The sequence below is a fragment of the Escherichia sp. WS547 genome (genome assembly GCF_046486065.1).
Lineage (GTDB): Bacteria > Pseudomonadota > Gammaproteobacteria > Enterobacterales > Enterobacteriaceae > Escherichia > Escherichia coli.
On sequence record NZ_JBJQMA010000009.1, the window covers coordinates 35967 to 57699 of the forward strand.

Below are 21733 nucleotides of genomic sequence, written 5' to 3' on the forward strand. Positions count from 1 at the left end.
GTTCCTTAAGGGCGTGCGAGGAAATTCAGCACCAGTTGATTGAAAGCGTCGGCATGTTCCCACTGCGCCCAGTGACCACAGTCGCGGAAGATATGCAGTTCAGAACCGGCAATGCCGGACAGCAGACGCAGACCCGCATCCATCGGTACAAAGCGGTCGTTGCGCCCCCAGACAATCAGGGTTTGCGCTTTGATTTCCGCCAGACGTGGGCCAAAATCCGGGAACTGTTTCGGATTGGCTTCCAGGCTCTTAACGAAGTTTTCCAGGTGATCGCGGCGCGACAGCATATTATTCAGGCGCGCTTCAAACAGGGCGTCGGTCAAATCGCTGGTATCAAAAACGAAGATATCCATCATCAGCTTCAGGTTTTCGATAGTCGGCTGACGATAAAGCTGATTCAGTCGCTTAATACCTTCGGTTGGCATCGGCGTAAACAAACTCATACCGCCCGTACCGCCGCCCATCAGCACCAGTTTGCCGACGCGCTCCGGCCAGTTAAGAGTGAACGCCACAGAACTGTGGCCGCCCATCGAGTTGCCCAGCAGGTGGATTTTGGCGATATCCAGTTGATCCACCACGCTTTTCAGGATTCGCGCATTAAGATCCGATCGCGAACCACTATTAACGATCGAATCGCTCTTACCCCAACCCGGACAATCCAGCAGGATCACCCGATAGCCCGCCTCTACCAGCGGATCGATATTGCGGCTGAAGTTCGCCCAGCCAGTAGCACCCGGGCCGGAACCATGCAGCAGGACAACAGTTTCGTCGCCTTGTCCGCAGTCATTAAAATGGATGCGCAGCGTTTTACCCGCTTCTTCTACATTCAGAAAACGGCTGGTGGCGGCTTCGGTTTGTGGCTGATAACTCATCATCTTCTCCTGCATATTCAGTTCTCTGTTCTGGCGCTTAACGAGCCAAATCCGGCAATCCACTCCGGGATTGGGCGGTAATAACGCCCTTCGCTACGCCAGTTGCCAAACGCAGAAATAGCGGCAAAAGCGGCGACCCAGGTTTTGATTTCATGTGTCGACTTTCCGGCAATGGCGGAAAGCTCTTCGTTACTGACGGCATCCAGTTCCTGTATGCGTCCCTGCTCCAGCAAAGTCATGAACTGGTTATCCCAAATCGGGTTGAGGGGATGCAGCGTTCTCTGATCCTCAACAAACTTCTCAGCGGCGCTAATCACCCGTTGCTGACGCAATTCGCGCTCACTGGCGGGTAAATCTTTCCCGCTCCCCAACAGACGGTCGCGCATATGGGCATCGGCTTTCGCCAGTTCTGGCACCGGCGGCTGATGGGAAAGCCCACCGGAACCCAGGAACAGCACGCGTTTATTGAGAGTACTGGTGAAACGTCCAATGGCTTCACCCAACATGCGGGTACGCTGGAAACCGGGCAACGGCGTGGCGACACCGTTGATGAACACAGGCAAAACCGGCACCTTATCCAGCCCGCCGAGCAGGAACTCCAGCGGCTGGGCGAACCCGTGGTCCACCTGCATACAGTAAGAAACGGCAAGATCGATCCCGCTCTTCATGACGGCATGCGCACAGGCCTCCGCCAGCTCCACAGGTACGGGCAGCTCTCCTGCCGCACTACCGAAATCACCAATTGCCGTCGCCCCAACGCCTAAACAGAACGGTGGCATCACGTCATAGAAAAAGCCGTTGTAGTGATCTGGCGCAAACAGCACCACCAGTTCAGGGGAGAAAGCCGCAATACGCTCGCGGGCGCTGGCAATCACGCCATTGACCTCATCGAGCACCTCTTGCGCCGGGTCGACATACCCCACCAGCGGCGAGTGGGAAAGACAGTGAAGATAAGCGTGCATATCAGGCTACCTTTTCGACAGAAACATCGGCATCAGGGCGGGTCAGCGTCATCACCGACGCCAGTTTATTCAGGGTCTTGCCCAGGGTTTGCGGAATGGCGGTGGCGGCAACAAAGCGATCCGGGCGCATCACCACCAGCGAAGCATTGTGTTGCGCGAACCAGCTACGCAGGCGACCTTGCGTATCGCCCACGCGTAGTACGCCGTCGTGGTTATCCTGTGCGGTATGAATTTGCACTTCCGGCACCACCTGAATGAAGCGTGTGCCCAACGCGCGCCACTGCTGGATTTGCTCGTCGCTCATCCCCCACAGTGGATTGCATCCCCAGCCAATTACCGCGAAGTTCGCGCCGATCGCGTTATCGAGCAGCGTCACGTCGCCGTTTTCCAGCGTGACTTTCGGCTGAATAAACATCTTGCCGACCGGAGAGTGCTTCGCTTCGCCCTCACGCACCAGCGCACCGCCGTAATATTGCGGCATCGGCTTGAAGCGCATTTCGAGGAAGTAGCGTTTTACTGGCGGCAGATAATTCAACAGCCAGGAAACGCCGTCACGTAACGTACCCTGCCAGCGTTTCGGCGGAGCCAGCACGTTGCCCGCCGTCACGGACAGGTCAATCATCGCTTTGGCGTGATCGCGACGTTCTTGTTGATAGGTATCGAGCAGCGCATCACGGGCTTTCCCCTGGATAACCAACGCCAGTTTCCATGCGAGGTTAAAGGCGTCGCGCATACCACTGTTATAGCCCTGCCCCTGCCACACCGGCATGATGTGCGCGGCATCGCCCGCCAGCAGTACGCGATCAATACGGAAACGTTGCGCCAGTCGCGCGTTGTGGGTGTAGACACGCTGGCGAATCAATTCAACATTGTCCGGATTAGGCAACACTTTGCTTAACAGCTTGCGCATATTTTGCGGCTCACGCAGCTGTTCTTCGGTTTCTCCCGGCATCACCATAAATTCAAAGCGACGTACCGCATGAGGCAGCGCGGCAGAAACATACGGGCGCACCGGATCACAACACAAATAGATATGGGGCGTACTTAACGGATCGTTGGCGATATCTACCACAATCCACTGATTTGGCGCAGTTTTACCTTCAAACGGCACATTCAGAGTGCGACGGACAAAACTTGCCCCACCATCACAGGCCACCAGCCACTGGGCTTTGACCGTTTCCCGCTGCCCTTCTGCCGTTTTCAGGTGCAAGGTCACTTCGTCATCTTGCTGGCTGAAGGCCTCCAGCTCGCGGGAAAACAGGCAGCGCACATTCGGAAAACGCGACAATCCTTCCAGCATCACCGCATCGACCTGCGGCTGAATAAAGGCGTTACGGCGCGGCCAGCCAAATTCATCGGTCATTGGCTGAATATCAGCAAAACAGCGACCTTTTGGGGTGAGAAAACGCATCGCGTGCCACGGCGTAGTGTGCGGCAGAACATTATCGACCAGGCCAACCGACTGCATGGTGCGCAGCGCCTCGTCATCAATACCAATCGCCCGCGGGTAGTCGATCAACTTATCGAGTTTCTCCACCACCAGCACGTCAATGCCCATCTGGCCGAGATAGTTCGCCATCATCAGCCCGACCGGACCGGCACCAGCGATCGCCACCTGAACGCTATGGTTAACAGCAGGCTGGATGTCAGGGTGTTGTATTGCCATTTCAGTACCTCACGACTCGGACAAAATGCCGTTGCGCGCACAGTACAGCGCAACTTATTTTGTTAAAAACATGTAAATGATTTTTTATTGTGCGCTCAGTATAGGAAGGGTGTTTTCGGCTACAATCAAAACATGCCCGAATGTGCACCAGGTGCACAACGTTGTTTTAACTATAGAAATGTCAATTAATATGCAGAACAATGAGCAGACGGAATACAAAACCGTGCGCGGCTTAACCCGCGGTCTAATGTTATTAAATATGTTAAATAAACTTGACGGCGGTGCCAGCGTCGGGCTGCTGGCGGAACTCAGCGGCCTGCATCGCACCACTGTGCGGCGACTGCTGGAGACGCTGCAGGAAGAGGGATATGTCCGGCGTAGTCCCTCCGATGATAGTTTTCGTCTGACCATCAAAGTGCGGCAATTAAGCGAAGGATTTCGTGACGAACAGTGGATTTCTGCACTGGCGGCCCCGCTGCTGGGCGATCTGTTGCGCGAAGTGGTTTGGCCAACAGATGTGTCCACCCTGGATGTTGATGCAATGGTGGTACGCGAAACCACCCACCGTTTCAGCCGCTTATCCTTTCACCGGGCAATGGTCGGGCGACGGTTACCGCTTCTGAAAACCGCCTCGGGCCTGACCTGGCTGGCCTTTTGCCCGGAACAAGAACGCAAGGAATTAATCGAAATATTAGCCACCCGTCCCGGTGATGACTATCAACTGGCACGGGAACCGTTAAAGCTGGAAGCCATTCTGGCGCGCGCGCGCAAAGAGGGGTACGGACAGAACTACCGCGGCTGGGATCAAGAAGAAAAGATCGCCTCTATTGCCGTACCGCTGCGCAGTGAACAACGGGTGATTGGCTGTCTGAATCTGGTGTATATGGCGAGCGCAATGACCATTGAACAGGCAGCGGAAAAGCATCTTCCGGCGCTACAACGGGTGGCAAAACAGATCGAAGAAGGGGTTGAATCGCAGGCTATTCTGGTAGCGGGAAGGCGAAGCGGCATGCATTTACGTTGACACCATCGAATGGCGCAAAACCTTTCGCGGTATGGCATGATAGCGCCCGGAAGAGAGTCAATTCAGGGTGGTGAATGTGAAACCAGTAACGCTATACGATGTCGCAGAGTATGCCGGTGTCTCTTATCAGACCGTTTCCCGCGTGGTGAACCAGGCCAGCCACGTTTCTGCGAAAACGCGGGAAAAAGTGGAAGCGGCGATGGCGGAGCTGAATTACATTCCCAACCGCGTGGCACAACAACTGGCGGGCAAACAGTCGTTGCTGATTGGCGTTGCCACCTCCAGTCTGGCCCTGCACGCGCCGTCGCAAATTGTCGCGGCGATTAAATCTCGCGCCGATCAACTGGGTGCCAGCGTGGTGGTGTCGATGGTAGAACGAAGCGGCGTCGAAGCCTGTAAAGCGGCGGTGCACAATCTTCTCGCGCAACGCGTCAGTGGGCTGATCATTAACTATCCGCTGGATGACCAGGATGCCATTGCTGTGGAAGCAGCCTGCGCTAATGTTCCGGCGTTATTTCTTGATGTCTCTGACCAGACACCCATCAACAGTATTATTTTCTCCCATGAAGACGGTACGCGACTGGGCGTGGAGCATCTGGTCGCATTGGGTCACCAGCAAATCGCTCTGTTAGCAGGTCCATTAAGTTCTGTCTCGGCACGTCTGCGCCTGGCGGGCTGGCATAAATATCTCACTCGCAATCAAATTCAGCCGATAGCGGAACGGGAAGGCGACTGGAGTGCCATGTCCGGTTTTCAACAAACCATGCAAATGCTGAATGAGGGCATCGTTCCCACTGCGATGCTGGTTGCCAACGATCAGATGGCGCTGGGCGCAATGCGCGCCATTACCGAGTCCGGGCTGCGCGTTGGTGCGGATATCTCGGTAGTGGGATACGACGATACCGAAGACAGCTCGTGTTATATCCCGCCGTTAACCACCATCAAACAGGATTTTCGCCTGCTGGGGCAAACCAGCGTGGACCGCTTGCTGCAACTCTCTCAGGGCCAGGCGGTGAAGGGCAATCAGCTGTTGCCCGTCTCACTGGTGAAAAGAAAAACCACCCTTCCGCCCAATACGCAAACCGCTTCTCCCCAGGCGTTGGCAGATTCTTTAATGCAGCTGGCGCGACAAATTTCCCGACTCGAAAGCGGGCAGTGAGCGCAACGCAATTAATGTGAGTCAGCTCACTCATTAGGCACCCCAGGCTTTACACTTTATGCGTCCGGCTCGTATGTTGTGTGAAATTGTGAGCGGATAACAATTTCACACAGGATACAGCTATGACTATAATTACGGATTCACTGGCCGTCGTATTACAACGTCGTGACTGGGAAAACCCTGGCGTTACCCAACTTAATCGCCTTGCGGCACATCCCCCTTTCGCCAGCTGGCGTAATAGCGAAGAGGCCCGCACCGATCGCCCTTCCCAACAGTTGCGCAGCCTGAATGGCGAATGGCGCTTTGCCTGGTTTCCGGCACCAGAAGCGGTGCCGGAAAGCTGGCTGGAGTGCGATCTTCCTGAGGCCGATACTGTCGTCGTCCCCTCAAACTGGCAGATGCACGGTTACGATGCGCCCATCTACACCAACGTGACCTATCCCATTACGGTCAATCCGCCTTTTGTTCCCGCGGAGAATCCGACGGGTTGTTACTCGCTCACATTTAATATTGATGAATGCTGGCTACAGGAAGGCCAGACGCGAATTATTTTTGATGGTGTTAACTCGGCGTTTCATCTGTGGTGCAACGGGCGCTGGGTCGGTTACGGCCAGGACAGCCGTTTGCCGTCTGAATTTGACCTGAGCGCATTTTTACGCGCCGGAGAAAACCGCCTCGCGGTGATGGTGCTGCGCTGGAGTGACGGCAGTTATCTGGAAGATCAGGATATGTGGCGGATGAGCGGCATTTTCCGTGACGTCTCGTTGCTGCACAAACCGACCACACAAATCAGCGATTTCCATGTTGCCACTCGCTTTAATGATGATTTCAGCCGCGCGGTACTGGAGGCGGAAGTTCAGATGTACGGCGAGCTGCGCGACGAGCTGCGGGTGACGGTTTCTTTGTGGCAGGGTGAAACGCAGGTCGCCAGCGGCACCGCGCCTTTCGTCGGTGAAATTATCGATGAGCGTGGTGGTTATGCCGATCGCGTCACACTACGTCTGAATGTCGAAAACCCGAAACTGTGGAGCGCCGAAATCCCGAATCTCTATCGTGCGGTGGTTGAACTGCACACCACCGACGGCACGCTGATTGAAGCAGAAGCCTGCGATGTCGGTTTCCGCGAGGTGCGGGTTGAAAATGGTCTGCTGCTGCTGAACGGCAAGCCGTTGCTGATTCGCGGCGTTAACCGTCACGAGCATCATCCTCTGCATGGTCAGGTCATGGATGAGCAGACGATGGTGCAGGATATCCTGCTGATGAAGCAGAACAACTTTAACGCCGTGCGCTGTTCGCATTATCCGAATCATCCGCTGTGGTACACGTTGTGCGACCGCTACGGCCTGTATGTGGTGGATGAAGCCAATATTGAAACCCACGGCATGGTGCCAATGAATCGTCTGACCGATGATCCGCGCTGGCTACCGGCGATGAGCGAACGCGTAACGCGAATGGTGCAGCGCGATCGTAATCACCCGAGTGTAATCATCTGGTCGCTGGGGAATGAATCGGGCCACGGCGCTAATCACGACGCGCTGTATCGCTGGATCAAATCTGTCGATCCTTCCCGCCCGGTGCAGTATGAAGGCGGCGGAGCCGACACCACGGCCACCGATATTATTTGCCCGATGTACGCGCGCGTGGATGAAGACCAGCCCTTCCCGGCTGTGCCGAAATGGTCCATCAAAAAATGGCTTTCGCTGCCTGGAGAACTGCGCCCGCTGATCCTTTGCGAATATGCCCACGCGATGGGTAACAGTCTTGGCGGCTTCGCTAAATACTGGCAGGCGTTTCGTCAGTACCCCCGTTTACAGGGCGGCTTCGTCTGGGACTGGGTGGATCAGTCGCTGATTAAATATGATGAAAACGGCAACCCGTGGTCAGCTTACGGCGGTGATTTTGGCGATACGCCAAACGATCGCCAGTTCTGCATGAACGGTCTGGTCTTTGCCGACCGCACGCCGCATCCGGCGCTGACGGAAGCAAAACACCAGCAGCAGTTTTTCCAGTTCCGTTTATCCGGGCGAACCATCGAAGTGACCAGCGAATACCTGTTCCGTCATAGCGATAACGAGCTCCTGCACTGGTCGGTGGCGTTGGATGGCAAGCCGCTGGCAAGCGGTGAAATGCCTCTGGATGTTGCTCCACAAGATAAACAGTTGATTGAACTGCCTGAACTACCGCAGCCGGAGAGCGCCGGACAACTCTGGCTTACGGTACACGTAGTGCAACCGAACGCGACCGCATGGTCAGAAGCCGGACACATCAGCGCCTGGCAGCAGTGGCGTCTGGCGGAAAACCTCAGCGTGACACTCCCCGCCGCGCCCCACGCCATCCCGCAACTGACCACCAGCGAAACGGATTTTTGCATCGAGCTGGGTAATAAACGTTGGCAATTTAACCGCCAGTCAGGCTTTCTTTCACAGATGTGGATTGGCGATGAAAAACAACTGCTGACGCCGCTGCGCGATCAGTTCACCCGTGCACCGCTGGATAACGACATTGGCGTAAGTGAAGCGACCCGCATTGACCCTAACGCCTGGGTCGAACGCTGGAAGGCGGCGGGCCATTACCAGGCCGAAGTGGCGTTGTTGCAGTGCACGGCAGATATACTTGCCGACGCGGTGCTGATTACGACCGCTCACGCGTGGCAGCATCAGGGAAAAACCTTATTTATTAGCCGGAAAACCTACCGGATTGATGGTAGTGGTCAAATGGCGATTACCGTTGATGTTGAAGTAACGAGCGATACACCGCATCCGGCGCGGATTGGCCTGACCTGCCAGCTGGCGCAGGTCGCAGAGCGGGTAAACTGGCTCGGATTAGGGCCGCAAGAAAACTATCCCGACCGCCTTACTGCCGTCTGTTTTGACCGCTGGGATCTGCCATTGTCAGACATGTATACCCCGTACGTCTTCCCGAGCGAAAACGGTCTGCGCTGCGGGACGCGCGAATTGAATTATGGCCCACACCAGTGGCGCGGCGACTTCCAGTTCAATATCAGTCGCTACAGCCAACAACAACTGATGGAAACCAGCCATCGCCATCTGCTGCACGCGGAAGAAGGCACATGGCTGAATATCGACGGTTTCCATATGGGGATTGGTGGCGACGACTCCTGGAGCCCGTCAGTGTCGGCGGAATTCCAGCTGAGCGCCGGTCGCTACCATTACCAGTTGGTCTGGTGTCAAAAATAATAATAACCGGGCAGGCCATGTCTGCCCGTATTTCGCGTAAGGAAATCCATTATGTACTATTTAAAAAACACAAACTTTTGGATGTTCGGTTTATTCTTTTTCTTTTACTTTTTTATCATGGGAGCCTACTTCCCGTTTTTCCCGATTTGGCTACATGACATCAACCATATCAGCAAAAGTGATACGGGTATTATTTTTGCTGCTATTTCTCTGTTCTCGCTATTATTCCAACCGCTGTTTGGTCTGCTTTCTGACAAACTCGGGCTGCGCAAATACCTGCTGTGGATTATTACCGGCATGTTAGTGATGTTTGCGCCGTTCTTTATTTTTATCTTCGGGCCACTGTTACAATACAACATTTTAGTAGGATCGATTGTTGGTGGTATTTATCTTGGCTTTTGTTTTAACGCCGGTGCGCCAGCAGTAGAGGCATTTATCGAGAAAGTCAGCCGTCGCAGTAATTTCGAATTTGGTCGCGCGCGGATGTTTGGCTGTGTTGGCTGGGCGCTGTGTGCCTCGATTGTCGGCATCATGTTCACCATCAATAATCAGTTTGTTTTCTGGCTGGGTTCTGGCTGTGCACTCATCCTCGCCGTTTTGCTCTTTTTCGCCAAAACGGATGCGCCCTCTTCCGCCACGGTTGCCAATGCGGTAGGTGCCAACCATTCGGCATTTAGCCTTAAGCTGGCGCTGGAACTGTTCAGACAGCCAAAACTGTGGTTTTTGTCACTGTATGTTATTGGCGTTTCCTGCACCTACGATGTTTTTGACCAACAGTTTGCTAATTTCTTTACTTCGTTCTTTGCTACCGGTGAACAGGGTACGCGGGTATTTGGCTACGTAACGACAATGGGCGAATTACTTAACGCCTCGATTATGTTCTTTGCGCCACTGATCATTAATCGCATCGGTGGGAAAAACGCCCTGCTGCTGGCTGGCACTATTATGTCTGTACGTATTATTGGCTCATCGTTCGCCACCTCAGCGCTGGAAGTGGTTATTCTGAAAACGCTGCATATGTTTGAAGTACCGTTCCTGCTGGTGGGCTGCTTTAAATATATTACCAGCCAGTTTGAAGTGCGTTTTTCAGCGACGATTTATCTGGTCTGTTTCTGCTTCTTTAAGCAACTGGCGATGATTTTTATGTCTGTACTGGCGGGCAATATGTATGAAAGCATCGGTTTCCAGGGCGCTTATCTGGTGCTGGGTCTGGTGGCGTTGGGCTTCACCTTAATTTCCGTGTTCACGCTTAGCGGCCCCGGTCCGCTTTCTCTACTGCGTCGTCAGGTGAATGAAGTCGCTTAAGCAATCAATGTCGGATGCGGCGCGAGCGCCTTATCCGACCAACATATCAGGACGGATGATCGCAATGAACATGCCAATGACCGAAAGAATAAAAGCAGGCAAGCTATTTACCGATATGTGCGAAGGCTTACCGGAAAAAAGACTTCGTGGGAAAACGTTAATGTATGAGTTTAATCACTCGCATCCATCAGAAGTTGAAAAAAGAGAAAGCCTGATTAAAGAAATGTTTGCCACGGTAGGGGAAAACGCCTGGGTAGAACCACCCGTCTATTTCTCTTACGGTTCCAACATCCATATAGGCCGCAATTTTTATGCAAATTTCAATTTAACCATTGTAGACGACTACACGGTAACGATCGGTGATAACGTATTGATTGCACCCAATGTTACTCTTTCCGTTACGGGACACCCTGTACACCATGAATTGAGAAAAAACGGTGAGATGTACTCTTTTCCGATAACGATTGGCAATAACGTCTGGATCGGAAGTCATGTGGTTATTAATCCAGGCGTCACCATCGGGGATAATTCTGTTATTGGCGCGGGTAGTGTCGTCACAAAAGACATTCCACCAAACGTCGTGGCTGCTGGCGTTCCTTGTCGAGTTATTCGCGAAATAAACGACCGGGATAAGCACTATTATTACAAAGATTATAAAGTTGAGCCTTCAGTTTAAATAAGCACTGAAATAAATGTCGGATGCGCCATTGGGCACATCCGACAATAATTCACTCTTCCATTATCTGGCGAAACAAGCGTCGCATCATGCCTCTTTGACCCACAGCTGCGGAAAACGTGCTGGTGCAAAACGCAGGGTTATGATCATCAGCCCAACGACGCACAGCGCATGAAACGCCCAGTCCATCAAGTAATTGCCACTGATACTACGCAGCACGCCAGAAAACCAGGGAGCAAGCCCGGCGATGATAAAACCGATCCCCTGCATAAACGCCACCAGTTTGCCAGCAATAGCCGGTTGCGCAGAGTGATCGAGCGCCAGCAGCAAACAGAACGGAAATGCGCCGCCCAGACCTAATCCACACACCATTGCCCACAATACCGGCAATTGCAGCGGCAGCCAGATAAAGCCGCAGAACCCCACCAGTTGTAACGCCAGCGCCAGCATCAAAAGTTTCCGCCGATCATGATGGCGAGCCATAGCAGGCATCAGCAATGCCCCTGCTGCTTGCCCAAGCGTCATCAATGCCAGCAAGGAACCGCTGTACTGCGCGCTGGCACCAATCTCAATATAGAAAGCGGGTAACCAGGCAATCAGGCTGGCGTAACCGCCGTTAATCAGACCGAAGTAAACACCCAGCGTCCAGGCGCGGGGAGTAAATACCACGCGAACCGGAGTGGTTGTTGTCTTGTGAGAAGAGGCGACCTCGCGGGCGCTTTGCCACCACCAGGCAAAGAGCGCAACAACGGCAGGCAGCGCCCACCAGGCGAGTGTTTGATACCAGGTTTCGCTATGTTGAACTAACCAGGGCGTCAGGGCAGCACCAAGGCCACCGCCGCCCATCAGAGCCGCGGACCACAGCCCCATCACCAGTGGCGTACGGTGCTGAAACCGCCGCTTAATTACCGAAGGCATCACTGCCTGAATGATGCCGATCCCCACTCCACCAAGCAGTGCGCTGCTAAGCAGCAGCGCACTTTGGGGGTAAAGCTCACGCATCAATGCACCGACGGCAATCAGTAACAAACTGATGGCGACGCTGCGACGTTCGCTGACATGCTGATGAAGCCAGCTTCCGGCCAGCGCCAGCCCGCCCATGGTAACCACCGGCAGAGCGGTCAACAGGGCAGCCACGCTAAAGCTCATTCCGCTTGCCTGGCGCAATTGCGGTAGCAGTGGCCCGACGGAGGTGAGCAGTGGTCGCATATTAAGACCAATCAGCACCAGAACCAGCAGCATCGTGAACGTCTTTTGATGGTTGCGCATGGCTGTCAGAACGGTTTGGTCGGCAGATATTTACCATCTAAGGTGATAACCGCACGTTCGCCACCCTCCGGGTCCGCCACTTTCTTAACGTCGAGTTTGAAGTTAATCGCGCTGATAATGCCATCGCCAAACTTCTCATGAACCAACGCTTTCAGGGTTGTGCCGTACACCTGCAACATTTCATAGAAACGATACATCGTTGGGTCGGTTGGAATACGGTCATCAATGCAGCCACGCAGTGGAATCATCTGCAACAGTAGAATAGCGTCTTCGTCGAGATCCAGCTTCGCTCCGACCAGGCGGGCGGCGTCGGCAGGAAGCGCCTGCTGACCCAGCAAAGCCGCGGTTACGAAGGCTTCTGCCAGACCGGTGCCGTCGGCAATCTCGGCAAATGAGAGATCTTTTTTAGCTTTGCTGAGCAAAATGGCATCGGCAAGATCAAGACGAATATTGCGGTTAATTTGCGACTGAATCATGGTGGATCTCCTGATGGTTTAAAAATAAGGTTACGCTGCGGTCGGTTGGCGTAGCGGTATGGCACAAACGCGAGGATTAGCGGCCAGTGGCACAAACTGGCGGGTTGCGCCGTCAAAAGCTGCGATGCTGCCGCTTTCAATGTCGTAGACCCAGCCGTGCAGGGCGATCCGCCCCTCTTCGAGCGCCAGGCGCACCGATGGATGAGTTTGCAAATTAGCCAACTGAGCAATGACGTTTTCACGTACCATCGCCGCAGCTTTTGACGGTAAATCGGGATGCGGGCGCGCCTCATTAACGACGCGGGCTGAATCGGCATAACGCAGCCAGTGGGAGACGGCAGGCATATGGTCCATGCACTGACAGCTGGCAATGGAGGTCATCGCGCCACAGTTGGAATGACCGCAAATCACAATGTCAGATACCCGAAGCGCAGCGACGGCGTACTCCACCGAAGCAGAAACGCCACCGGGTTCCGGCCCGTAGGAAGGGACGATATTGCCCGCGTTGCGAATAACGAACAGATCGCCAGGCTCACGTTGCGTCACCAGCTCAGGGACCAGACGGCTGTCGGAGCAGGAGATAAAAAGTGTGCGCGGGCTTTGCTGTGTCGCCAGCTGTTTAAACAAGGCTTCCCGCTTCGGAAATGCCTCGCGCTGGAATTTAAGGAATCCATCAATAATCTCTTTCACCGTTAACCTCTGTCTGTCTCTGGAATGAGAGGCAGACTACTCGCCGATTGTCATAAGGTAAAAGACTCATTTATGATGAGTTCTATTGGATTTACTTATAGGTTGGCGAATGCTCTCTCGACATATCAATTATTTTCTTGCCGTGGCTGAACATGGCAGCTTCACCCGTGCAGCCAGTGCGTTGCACGTCTCCCAGCCAGCACTTTCCCAGCAGATTCGCCAGTTAGAGGAAAGTTTAGGCGTGCCGCTGTTTGACCGTAGTGGGCGAACGATTCGTCTCACTGATGCAGGAGAAGTCTGGCGACAGTACGCCAGCCGGGCGTTACAGGAACTGGGGGCGGGTAAACGGGCGATTCATGATGTTGCCGATCTGACGCGAGGATCGCTGCGTATCGCCGTCACTCCCACCTTTACAAGCTACTTTATCGGCCCTTTAATGGCGGATTTCTATGCGCGCTACCCCGGCATCACGCTCCAGCTACAGGAAATGTCGCAGGAGAAAATCGAAGATCTGCTTTGTCGCGACGAGTTGGACGTTGGGATTGCCTTCACGCCTGTGCATTCGCCGGAGCTGGAGGCAATTCCTTTACTGACAGAAAGTTTAGCGTTAGTCGTGGCGCAACATCATCCGCTGGCTGCCTGTGAACAGGTGGCGTTGAGTCGCTTGCATGATGAAAAACTGGTCCTGCTCAGCGCGGAATTTGCCACCAGAGAGCAAATTGACCACTACTGCGAGAAAGCGGGGCTACATCCACAGGTGGTCATTGAGGCGAACTCAATTAGCGCGGTTCTGGAGCTGATTCGCCGCACTTCCCTTTCCACATTGTTGCCAGCAGCGATTGCCACACAACATGACGGGCTTAAAGCTATATCCCTTGCCCCACCGTTACTGGAGAGAACGGCGGTTTTGTTGCGGCGGAAAAATAGCTGGCAGACAGCCGCCGCGAAGGCATTTTTACACATGGCGTTGGAAGAATGTGCGGATGTTGGCGGGCATGAATCACGGTAGCCACTGACACAGGTCAGTGGCTCTTCAACGCAGAGGAAATTACCGTTTGTAATCGATGGCTTCTGGCTGCTCCAGATATACGGTGGTTTGTGCTGGTTGGGTGCTGGCAATCACCTTACCGCCACGTACCGAATAGCGCACCGGAACCTGACGGCGCAGCGCGTCAAACCCATTTTCAGCCGGCAGGATAATCAGGTTGGCGCTGTTTCCGGCGGCAATGCCGTAATCCTGCAAATTCAACGTCCTGGCGCTATGGTGGGTGATTAAATTCAGGCCATCGTTAATCTGCCCGTAGCCCATCAGCTGGCAAACATGCAGCCCCATATGCAGCACTTGCAGCATATTCGCCGTTCCCAGCGGATACCACGGATCGAAGACATCATCGTGACCAAAGCAGACGTTAATGCCGGACTCCAGCATCTCTTTAACGCGCGTGATGCCGCGACGTTTTGGGTACGTATCGAAACGTCCTTGTAGATGAATATTGACCAACGGGTTGGCGACAAAGTTAATACCGGACATTTTCAGCAAGCGGAACAGGCGTGAGGTATACGCCCCGTTATAGGAGTGCATTGCCGTGGTGTGGCTGGCGGTGACTCGCGCGCCCATGCCTTCACGGTGCGCCAGGGCTGCAACGGTTTCGACAAAGCGCGACTGTTCGTCATCAATCTCATCACAGTGAACGTCGATGAGACGGTCGTATTTTTGCGCCAGGGCGAAGGTTTTATGCAGCGACTCCACGCCGTATTCACGGGTAAATTCAAAATGCGGAATCGCCCCCACTACATCTGCCCCTAAGCGTAACGCCTCTTCCAGCAACGCTTCACCGTTGGGATACGACAAAATCCCTTCCTGCGGGAAGGCGACGATTTGCAGATCAATCCACGGCGCGACTTCCTGCTTCACTTCCAGCATTGCTTTCAGCGCAGTCAGCGTTGCATCCGAAACATCGACATGGGTACGCACATGCTGAATGCCGTTGGCAATCTGCCATTTCAGCGTTTGCCAGGCGCGTTGTTTCACATCGTCATGGGTTAATAACGCTTTGCGCTCGGCCCAGCGTTCAATGCCTTCAAACAGCGTGCCGGACTGATTCCAGTTCGGTTGTCCGGCGGTTTGCGTGGTGTCCAGGTGAATATGTGGCTCCACAAACGGCGGTATAACTAAACCTTGTTCGGCATCCAGGCTGTTTTCAGTTACGGGCATCACCCCGGATTGCGCATCAATGGCGCTGATTTTTCCGTCCAGCAGATGAATCTGCCACAGCCCCTCTTTGCCGGGTAACCGGGCGTTAATAATTGTCTGTAAAGCGTTATTCGACACTGTTAGCCTCCACATGCGTCATTGCAGCCGTCGTTTTGCGATTCAAAATCGGGTTAAGGATCAGATAGCTCAGCGCGCCACCTAATACCGCGTTGACCGGAACAATACCCGGTAACCAGTGGCCTGCGGCAATCCCCAAGGCGACCGCCAGAATCGCCACCCAATTGACACTCATCATACGCGTGGTCGCAAAGTGCTCATAGCGGCGACGGTTCATCAGATAGTCAGCGATGATCACGCCCCCTACCGGAGGAATAGCTGCCGAAAGGAAGGTCAGCCAGCCGACAAAATTGTTATACAGCCATAGTGCGCAGACCGTACCGATAATACCGTTGATTACCGAAAGGGTTTTGCTCGACATCCCGGTAATGTTGGCGAAACCTAAGCCCGACGCATAGAGCGCGTTATCGTTGGTGGTCCAGATATTCAGCCCCAGCACCACAATCGCAGGCAGCAGCAGACCCTGAGCAATCATCACATCAGAGATATCCGCCATCCCCAGTGCCGCCGCGCCCGCTGCACCGAAAATAAACATCAACGAGTTGCCGAGGAAAAAGGCCACCATCGCCACCAGCACCGCCAGTTTGGCATTACGACCAAACCGGACAAAGTCAGCGGTGAGCGTGCCCGCACTGATAAATGACCCCACAACCAGCGCCAGCGCGACATTGAAATCTAACGGTTGTGCGGGAACGACCGCTTTTAATGCGTCCAGGCCGCCCATGCCGTTAACGGCCAACCACACGGAATAACCGCCAAGACAGGCGATAGCCGGAACTGCAATCACCGAAAGAACCGTCAGCGCCGAAATGCCAAAGAAGACGGTGACGGTCATCAGTAAACCGGAGACGGCAATCAGCAAATTAATATCCAGCCCGGTTGCCTTGCCCACCGGAATAGCAAACATCGCCACGCCAACGCCAAACCAGCCGACCTGAGTGCCGCCCAGCAGCAGTGAAGGCAGCCATGAGCCTTTAACACCAAACGAGAAGCGAGCAAGAAGATGAGTGGTCAGGCCGGTTTTTGCGCCAATGTAACCAAGAAATGAAGTGTAAATACCGAGGAGAAGATTACCGATGAGAACTGCGAGGAAGAAATCATGATAGCTAAGACCGGTTCCGAGAGTGCCGCCGGTCCACATACTGGCGGAAAAGAAGGTTAATCCCAGCATGACGAACGTCAATGCCAATACCCCTTTCCGCGCCGACTGCGGGACTGGCCCCTGGCTAAAGTTGTTATCTTGCGACACGAAATTCCCCCTTTTTGCTGTTTGAAACCCAAAAAATCCGCCGCATTCTATTCATCTGAAGATAAAAAGCAATCGTTTTCGTGGGGAAATATATTTTTTATATGAATGAATGCAAAAAGGTGGGGGAAAAATTATCGGTGTAAAAACAGTGGGTAGCCATAATAAGACGCGGTAAGCGTCGCATCAGGCATCGGCGCATGGTGTCGGATGCGCCAGGCGACGCATCCGACAATAACCTACTCTTCCATCGCCTGGCGGATCTGATCCAACGACGCAGGATCATCAATGGTCGTCAGATCCCCTGGATCGCGTCCTTCGCAAATCGCCTGGATCGTGCGGCGCAGCATTTTTCCGGATCGCGTTTTCGGTAATTGCGAGACAAACCAGACGTGCGCCGGGCGACCAAAGTTGCCAATCTGGCTGTCCACCAGCGCCATAATCGCCTTCTCTTGCGAGTGCGCCACCTCGCGATCTTCCAGGCTGTCGCTCTCTTTCGGAATGACAAACGCCACCGCCACCTGCCCTTTCAGCGCATCTTTCACCCCAACCACTGCCACTTCGGCAACGCCCGGATGACTGGAGATACTCTCTTCAATCTCGCGCGTCCCCAGCCGATGCCCGGCAACGTTAATCACATCGTCAGTGCGCCCGAGAATAAAGTGATAACCGTCAGCATCGCGGATCCCCCAGTCAAAAGTGGCGTACACCGGACGGGAAAACAGCGACCAGTACGTCTTCACAAAGCGGTCGTCGTCGCCCCAAATGGTCTGAATACACCCCGGCGGCAGCGGCCCTTCCACCACCAGCATCCCTTTCTCGTTGACGCCGCACGGTTCGCCGGTGACTTCATTGAGCAACTGCACGTTATAGCCATACATCGGCACGCCGGGGCTACCCAGACGCGTCGGCCTGTCGTCCAGACCGCGAGCAATCGCCATAATCGGCCAGCCGGATTCGGTCTGCCAGTAGTTGTCGATGACCGGCACATCCAGCGTATTGCTCACCCAACTGGCGGTCGGCTCGTCCAGCGGCTCCCCCGCCAGATAGAGCACTTCCAGCGACGAGAGATCGTGTTTGCGAATTTCAGCGGTAGGGAATTTTTTCAGCACGCGAATGGCGGTCGGCGCTGAGAACATCCGGCTAACCTGATATTTCTCGACGATTTTCCACCACACACCGCAGTCCGGCCAGGTCGGCAATCCTTCGTAAACGATAGTCGCCATCCCCGCCAGCAGCGGCGCGTAGACGATATACGAATGCCCCACCACCCAGCCAATATCCGAAGCACAAAAGAACACACCGCCCGCTTTGCCGCCAAAAATGGTTTCCATCGAGGTCGCCAGCGCCACCGCATATCCGCCAACGTCACGCTGCACGCCTTTAGGTTTGCCGGTCGTGCCGGAGGTGTAGAGAATGCAGGAGGTTTCGTTGGATTCCAGCCACGCCACCGGTACCCGCGCGCCGATGTGTTGATGGCGCAACGACGCGAAATCGACATCCCGCCCGCTGACGCGTGCCATTTTCGCCAGCCCGCGATCCACCAGCAAAACATGGCGTGGCTGGTGCTGCGCCTGACTTATCGCATCGTCGAGTAATTTTTTATAGGGAATGATTTTGCCACCGCGCGCTCCGGCATCAGCCGAGACAATCAGCACCGGTTTAGCATCATCAATTCGCGCCGCCACGCTGTGCGAGGCAAATCCACCAAACACCACCGAGTGAATAGCGCCAATGCGCGCGCAGGCCAGCAGAGTAATATGCGCTTCGGCAATCATCGGCATATACACCAGCACCCGATCGCCACGCTGCACGCCCAATGAACGCAACATTGAGGCCACCGCGTTCACTTCGTCATGCAGCTGACGAAAGGTAAAGGTGCGCTCTTCTTCTGTTTCCGAAGAGACGGCAATCAGCGCCAGCGCCTCTGGCTGTTTCTCCAGCCAGCGGTCGATAGCGTTGTGACACAAGTTGGTTCGGCCTTCACAAAACCAACGGGCAAACGGCGGATTGCTGTGATCGAGCGTTTGCGTAAAGGGCGTCTGCCAGTCAATACGCCGGGCCTGCTCGGCCCAGAACTGCTCCGGTTCGTTAATCGAACGCTGATAAAATTCGCTAAAAGACATAATGCTCTCCTGTTGAACTTACGCCTTACCGCTGTTTGCTTAAATGACGTACAGGTCGAGATACTCATTGACCGGCATCTGTTCCAGGCGAGCTCTGTCGAGAGAAACGTCCAGAATGCGCTGCTGTTGGCGAGTCGGGAACTGGCGCGCGAGATTGATTTTGAATTTATCGACCAGCTTCGGAATGCCATCCTGACGGCGGCGAGCATGACCAATTGGGTACTCCACCACCACTTCTTCAAATCGCGTGCCGTCGGTGAACTCAAGGGTTATGGCATTGGCGATGGCGCGTTTTTCCGGGTCGTGGTAGTCAGCAGTAAATGCCGGATCTTCAAAGCAATTGATCTTCTCGCGCAGGGCGTCAATGCGTTTATCTTGCGCAACGTTGTCCTCGTAATCTGCCGCCGTTAAGCGCCCGAATAGCAGCGGGATCGCCACCATGTACTGAATGCAGTGATCGCGGTCTGCCGGGTTATTGAGCGGCCCTTTTTTGTCGATGATGCGAATACAGGCTTCGTGGGTGCGAATGGTCACTTTTTCGATATCTGCCGCCGTTTTGCCTGCTGCCTGCATCTGTTCATAGAGCGTCATCGCTGCTTCAACTGCCGTCTGGGAGTGGAACTCCGCCGGGAAGGAGATTTTGAACAGCACATTTTCCATGACGTAAGAACCGTACGGGCGCTGGAAGCGGAACGATTCACCTTTGAAGGAGACGTCGTAGAAGCCCCACACAGGCGCAGTCAGGGCTGACGGGTAACCCATTTCGCCCGTTTTCGCCATCAGTGCCAGACGTACCGCGCGGGAAGTGGCATCGCCCGCCGCCCAGGATTTACGCGTGCCGGTGTTCGGCGCATGGCGATAGGTGCGCAGCGACTGACCGTCCACCCACGCCAGCGAAACAGCGTTGAGGATTTCCTCGCGGGTCAGGCCGAGCATTTCGGCGACCACGGCGGTGGAAGCCACTTTCACTAACAGAACGTGGTCGAGGCCGACGCGGTTAAAGGAGTTTTCCAGCGCGATGCAGCCCTGAATTTCATGGGCTTTGATCATTGCGGTCAGCACCTGTTTCATGGTCAACGGCGCTTTGCCGCTGGCGACCGCGTTGCGCGAAAGCCAGTCCGCCGTTGCCAGAATGCCGCCGAGGTTGTCGGAAGGATGGCCCCACTCCGCCGCCAGCCAGGTATCGTTGAAATCAAGCCAGCGGATCATCGCGCCAATGTTAAATGCCGCCTGGACGGGGTCGAGCTGGAACTGAGTTCCGGGGACGCGCACGCCGTTAGGGACGACAGTGCCAGGAACAATTGGCCCCAGCAGTTTTTTACAGGCCGGGTATTCGAGAGCTTCCAGACCGCAGCCGAGCGTGTCGAGCAGGCAGTAATGTGCGGTGTCGTAGGCCACTTTAGAGCTAATTTCGTAGTTCATCACGTAATCGACGATATCAACGATTTCACGATCAAATTCCGGGCGGATGTTGTTGATTTGAGCTGACATTGGGTACGTTTCCTTATTGTTATTCGTAGAGGTTTACTGGCGCTTATCCAGCGCGACAAACTGGCGGTCTTCCGGTCCAACATAATTGGCGGAAGGACGGATAATTTTGTTGTCCTGACGTTGTTCGATAATGTGCGCCGCCCAGCCAGTGACACGGGCGATAACAAACAGTGGTGTGAACATCTCGGTGGGAACGCCCATCATGTTGTAGGAAACAGCGGAGAACCAGTCGAGATTGGGGAACATCTTTTTGCTCTCCCACATCACCGTTTCCAGGCGATCGGCGATGTTGTACATCTTCAGCGAGCCGCCTTCCTGCGAGAGCTGCTTCGCCACACGTTTGATCACCTGATGACGCGGGTCGGCGATGGTATAAACCGGATGACCAAAACCAATGACCACTTCTTTGTTTTCCACCCGCTTGCGGATATCGGCTTCGGCTTCGTCCGGCGTTTCGTAGCGTTGCTGGATCTCCAGCGACACTTCATTCGCCCCGCCGTGCTTCGGCCCGCGCAGTGCACCAATCGCGCCAATAATCGCGGAATACATATCAGAGCCGGTGCCCGCAATCACCCGGCTGGTAAAGGTGGAGGCGTTAAACTCGTGTTCGGCGTACAGCACCAGCGAAATATGCATCGCCTTTTCCCAGCTTTGCGATGGCTTTTCGCCGTGCAGCAGATGCAGGAAGTGACCACCGATGGAGTCGTCATCGGTTTCCGGCTGGATGCGTTCGCCGTTGTGGCTGTAGTGATACCAGTAGAGAAGAATCGAGCTAAGTGACGCCAGCAGTTTGTCGGCAATATCCCGCGCGCCAGAGACGGTATGCCCCTCTTTTTCTGGCAGCGTGCAGCCGAGCGCGGAAACGCCGGTGCGCATAACATCCATCGGGTGCGACGCCGCCGGTAAGGCTTCCAGCACGGTACGCACATTAGCTGGTAAACCACGCAGGGCTTTCAGTTTCGTTTTGTAAGCGGCGAGTTCGTCACGGGTCGGCAGTTTGCCGTGGATCAGCAGATGCGCCACTTCTTCAAATTCGCAATGTTCCGCCAGATCAAGAATGTCGTAGCCGCGGTAATGCAAATCATTGCCGCTTTTACCCACGGTGCAGAGCGCCGTATTGCCCGCCGGAACGCCAGAAAGTGCTACCGATTTTTTCGGTTTAATGACATGGGTACTGTTTTGCAGGATCGTTGTGTCGCTCATGATGTCCTCGTCATTTGTAGGGTCGAGATATTTTTCGTT

At 54.5% G+C, this 21733-nt stretch carries 17 protein-coding genes; 6 read left to right on the plus strand and 11 right to left on the minus strand.

What is annotated here, in order from left to right; all coding sequences use genetic code 11:
- Positions 1-5: 5 nt before the first annotated feature.
- Genes mhpC through ACJHWK_RS10270 form a run of 3 tightly spaced genes read right to left on the minus strand, consistent with a single transcriptional unit; the run spans position 6 to position 3500 of the window.
- Positions 6-872 (minus strand): 2-hydroxy-6-oxonona-2,4-dienedioate hydrolase, encoded by an 867-nt coding sequence (gene mhpC, locus ACJHWK_RS10260; RefSeq protein ID WP_000121898.1) that lies wholly within the window; start codon positions 870-872, stop codon positions 6-8.
- Positions 873-889: 17 nt separating this feature from the next.
- The gene (gene mhpB / locus ACJHWK_RS10265) at positions 890-1834 is read right to left on the minus strand and encodes a 2,3-dihydroxyphenylpropionate/2,3-dihydroxicinnamic acid 1,2-dioxygenase (protein WP_000543457.1); all 945 of its coding nucleotides are present in this window, start codon (positions 1832-1834) and stop codon (positions 890-892) included.
- 1 nt (position 1835) lies between these two features.
- The gene (locus ACJHWK_RS10270) at positions 1836-3500 is read right to left on the minus strand and encodes a bifunctional 3-(3-hydroxy-phenyl)propionate/3-hydroxycinnamic acid hydroxylase (protein WP_001007419.1); all 1665 of its coding nucleotides are present in this window, start codon (positions 3498-3500) and stop codon (positions 1836-1838) included.
- 190 nt (positions 3501-3690) lie between these two features.
- Here ACJHWK_RS10270 and ACJHWK_RS10275 point away from each other — a divergent pair, with 190 nt between their 5' ends.
- From ACJHWK_RS10275 to lacA, 5 genes are all read left to right on the plus strand, one after another.
- Positions 3691-4524, plus strand: coding sequence for a DNA-binding transcriptional regulator (locus ACJHWK_RS10275; RefSeq protein ID WP_212735818.1), 834 nt, complete (start codon positions 3691-3693; stop codon positions 4522-4524).
- Positions 4525-4600: 76 nt separating this feature from the next.
- A complete protein-coding gene (gene lacI / locus ACJHWK_RS10280; protein WP_000805887.1) occupies positions 4601-5683 on the plus strand; it encodes a DNA-binding transcriptional repressor LacI in 1083 nt (360 codons plus the stop codon).
- Between the two features lie 122 nt (positions 5684-5805).
- Entirely contained in the window at positions 5806-8880 is a 3075-nt protein-coding gene (gene lacZ / locus ACJHWK_RS10285; protein ID WP_001521962.1) for a beta-galactosidase, read from the plus strand.
- Between the two features lie 51 nt (positions 8881-8931).
- Positions 8932-10185, plus strand: a complete 1254-nt coding sequence (lacY, locus tag ACJHWK_RS10290) for a lactose permease (RefSeq protein WP_000291549.1) — start codon at positions 8932-8934, stop codon at positions 10183-10185.
- 64 nt (positions 10186-10249) lie between these two features.
- Complete coding sequence (gene lacA / locus ACJHWK_RS10295) at positions 10250-10861, plus strand: galactoside O-acetyltransferase (protein ID WP_001521961.1); 612 nt, start codon at positions 10250-10252, stop codon at positions 10859-10861.
- Positions 10862-10948: 87 nt separating this feature from the next.
- Here lacA and cynX read toward each other — a convergent pair whose 3' ends face one another.
- The 3 genes from cynX to cynT are packed head-to-tail and all read right to left on the minus strand — an operon-like array spanning position 10949 to position 13296.
- Positions 10949-12130, minus strand: coding sequence for a cyanate transporter CynX (gene cynX / locus ACJHWK_RS10300; RefSeq protein ID WP_021523013.1), 1182 nt, complete (start codon positions 12128-12130; stop codon positions 10949-10951).
- Positions 12131-12135: 5 nt separating this feature from the next.
- Positions 12136-12606 (minus strand): cyanase, encoded by a 471-nt coding sequence (cynS, locus tag ACJHWK_RS10305; protein WP_000616241.1) that lies wholly within the window; start codon positions 12604-12606, stop codon positions 12136-12138.
- Between the two features lie 30 nt (positions 12607-12636).
- Positions 12637-13296: a carbonic anhydrase CynT gene (gene cynT, locus ACJHWK_RS10310; protein ID WP_001521957.1), complete on the minus strand. Its 660-nt coding sequence runs from the start codon at positions 13294-13296 to the stop codon at positions 12637-12639.
- 109 nt (positions 13297-13405) lie between these two features.
- On the opposite strand from cynT, the gene cynR reads away from it, so the two are divergent.
- Positions 13406-14305, plus strand: coding sequence for a transcriptional regulator CynR (gene cynR, locus ACJHWK_RS10315; RefSeq protein WP_000952490.1), 900 nt, complete (start codon positions 13406-13408; stop codon positions 14303-14305).
- Between the two features lie 39 nt (positions 14306-14344).
- Here cynR and codA read toward each other — a convergent pair whose 3' ends face one another.
- From codA to prpC, 5 genes are all read right to left on the minus strand, one after another.
- Positions 14345-15628, minus strand: coding sequence for a cytosine/isoguanine deaminase (gene codA / locus ACJHWK_RS10320; protein ID WP_001314516.1), 1284 nt, complete (start codon positions 15626-15628; stop codon positions 14345-14347).
- Complete coding sequence (gene codB, locus ACJHWK_RS10325; RefSeq protein ID WP_000076233.1) at positions 15618-16877, minus strand: cytosine permease; 1260 nt, start codon at positions 16875-16877, stop codon at positions 15618-15620. Before codB ends, codA begins: the two co-directional genes overlap by 11 nt.
- A gap of 236 nt (positions 16878-17113) precedes the next feature.
- Entirely contained in the window at positions 17114-19000 is a 1887-nt protein-coding gene (prpE, locus tag ACJHWK_RS10330; protein WP_001521955.1) for a propionate--CoA ligase, read from the minus strand.
- Positions 19001-19039: 39 nt separating this feature from the next.
- Positions 19040-20491, minus strand: coding sequence for a 2-methylcitrate dehydratase (gene prpD / locus ACJHWK_RS10335; RefSeq protein WP_001275858.1), 1452 nt, complete (start codon positions 20489-20491; stop codon positions 19040-19042).
- A gap of 33 nt (positions 20492-20524) precedes the next feature.
- On the minus strand, positions 20525-21694 hold the full coding sequence (gene prpC, locus ACJHWK_RS10340; protein WP_001285909.1) for a 2-methylcitrate synthase: 1170 nt from the start codon (positions 21692-21694) through the stop codon (positions 20525-20527).
- Positions 21695-21733: the final 39 nt, after the last annotated feature.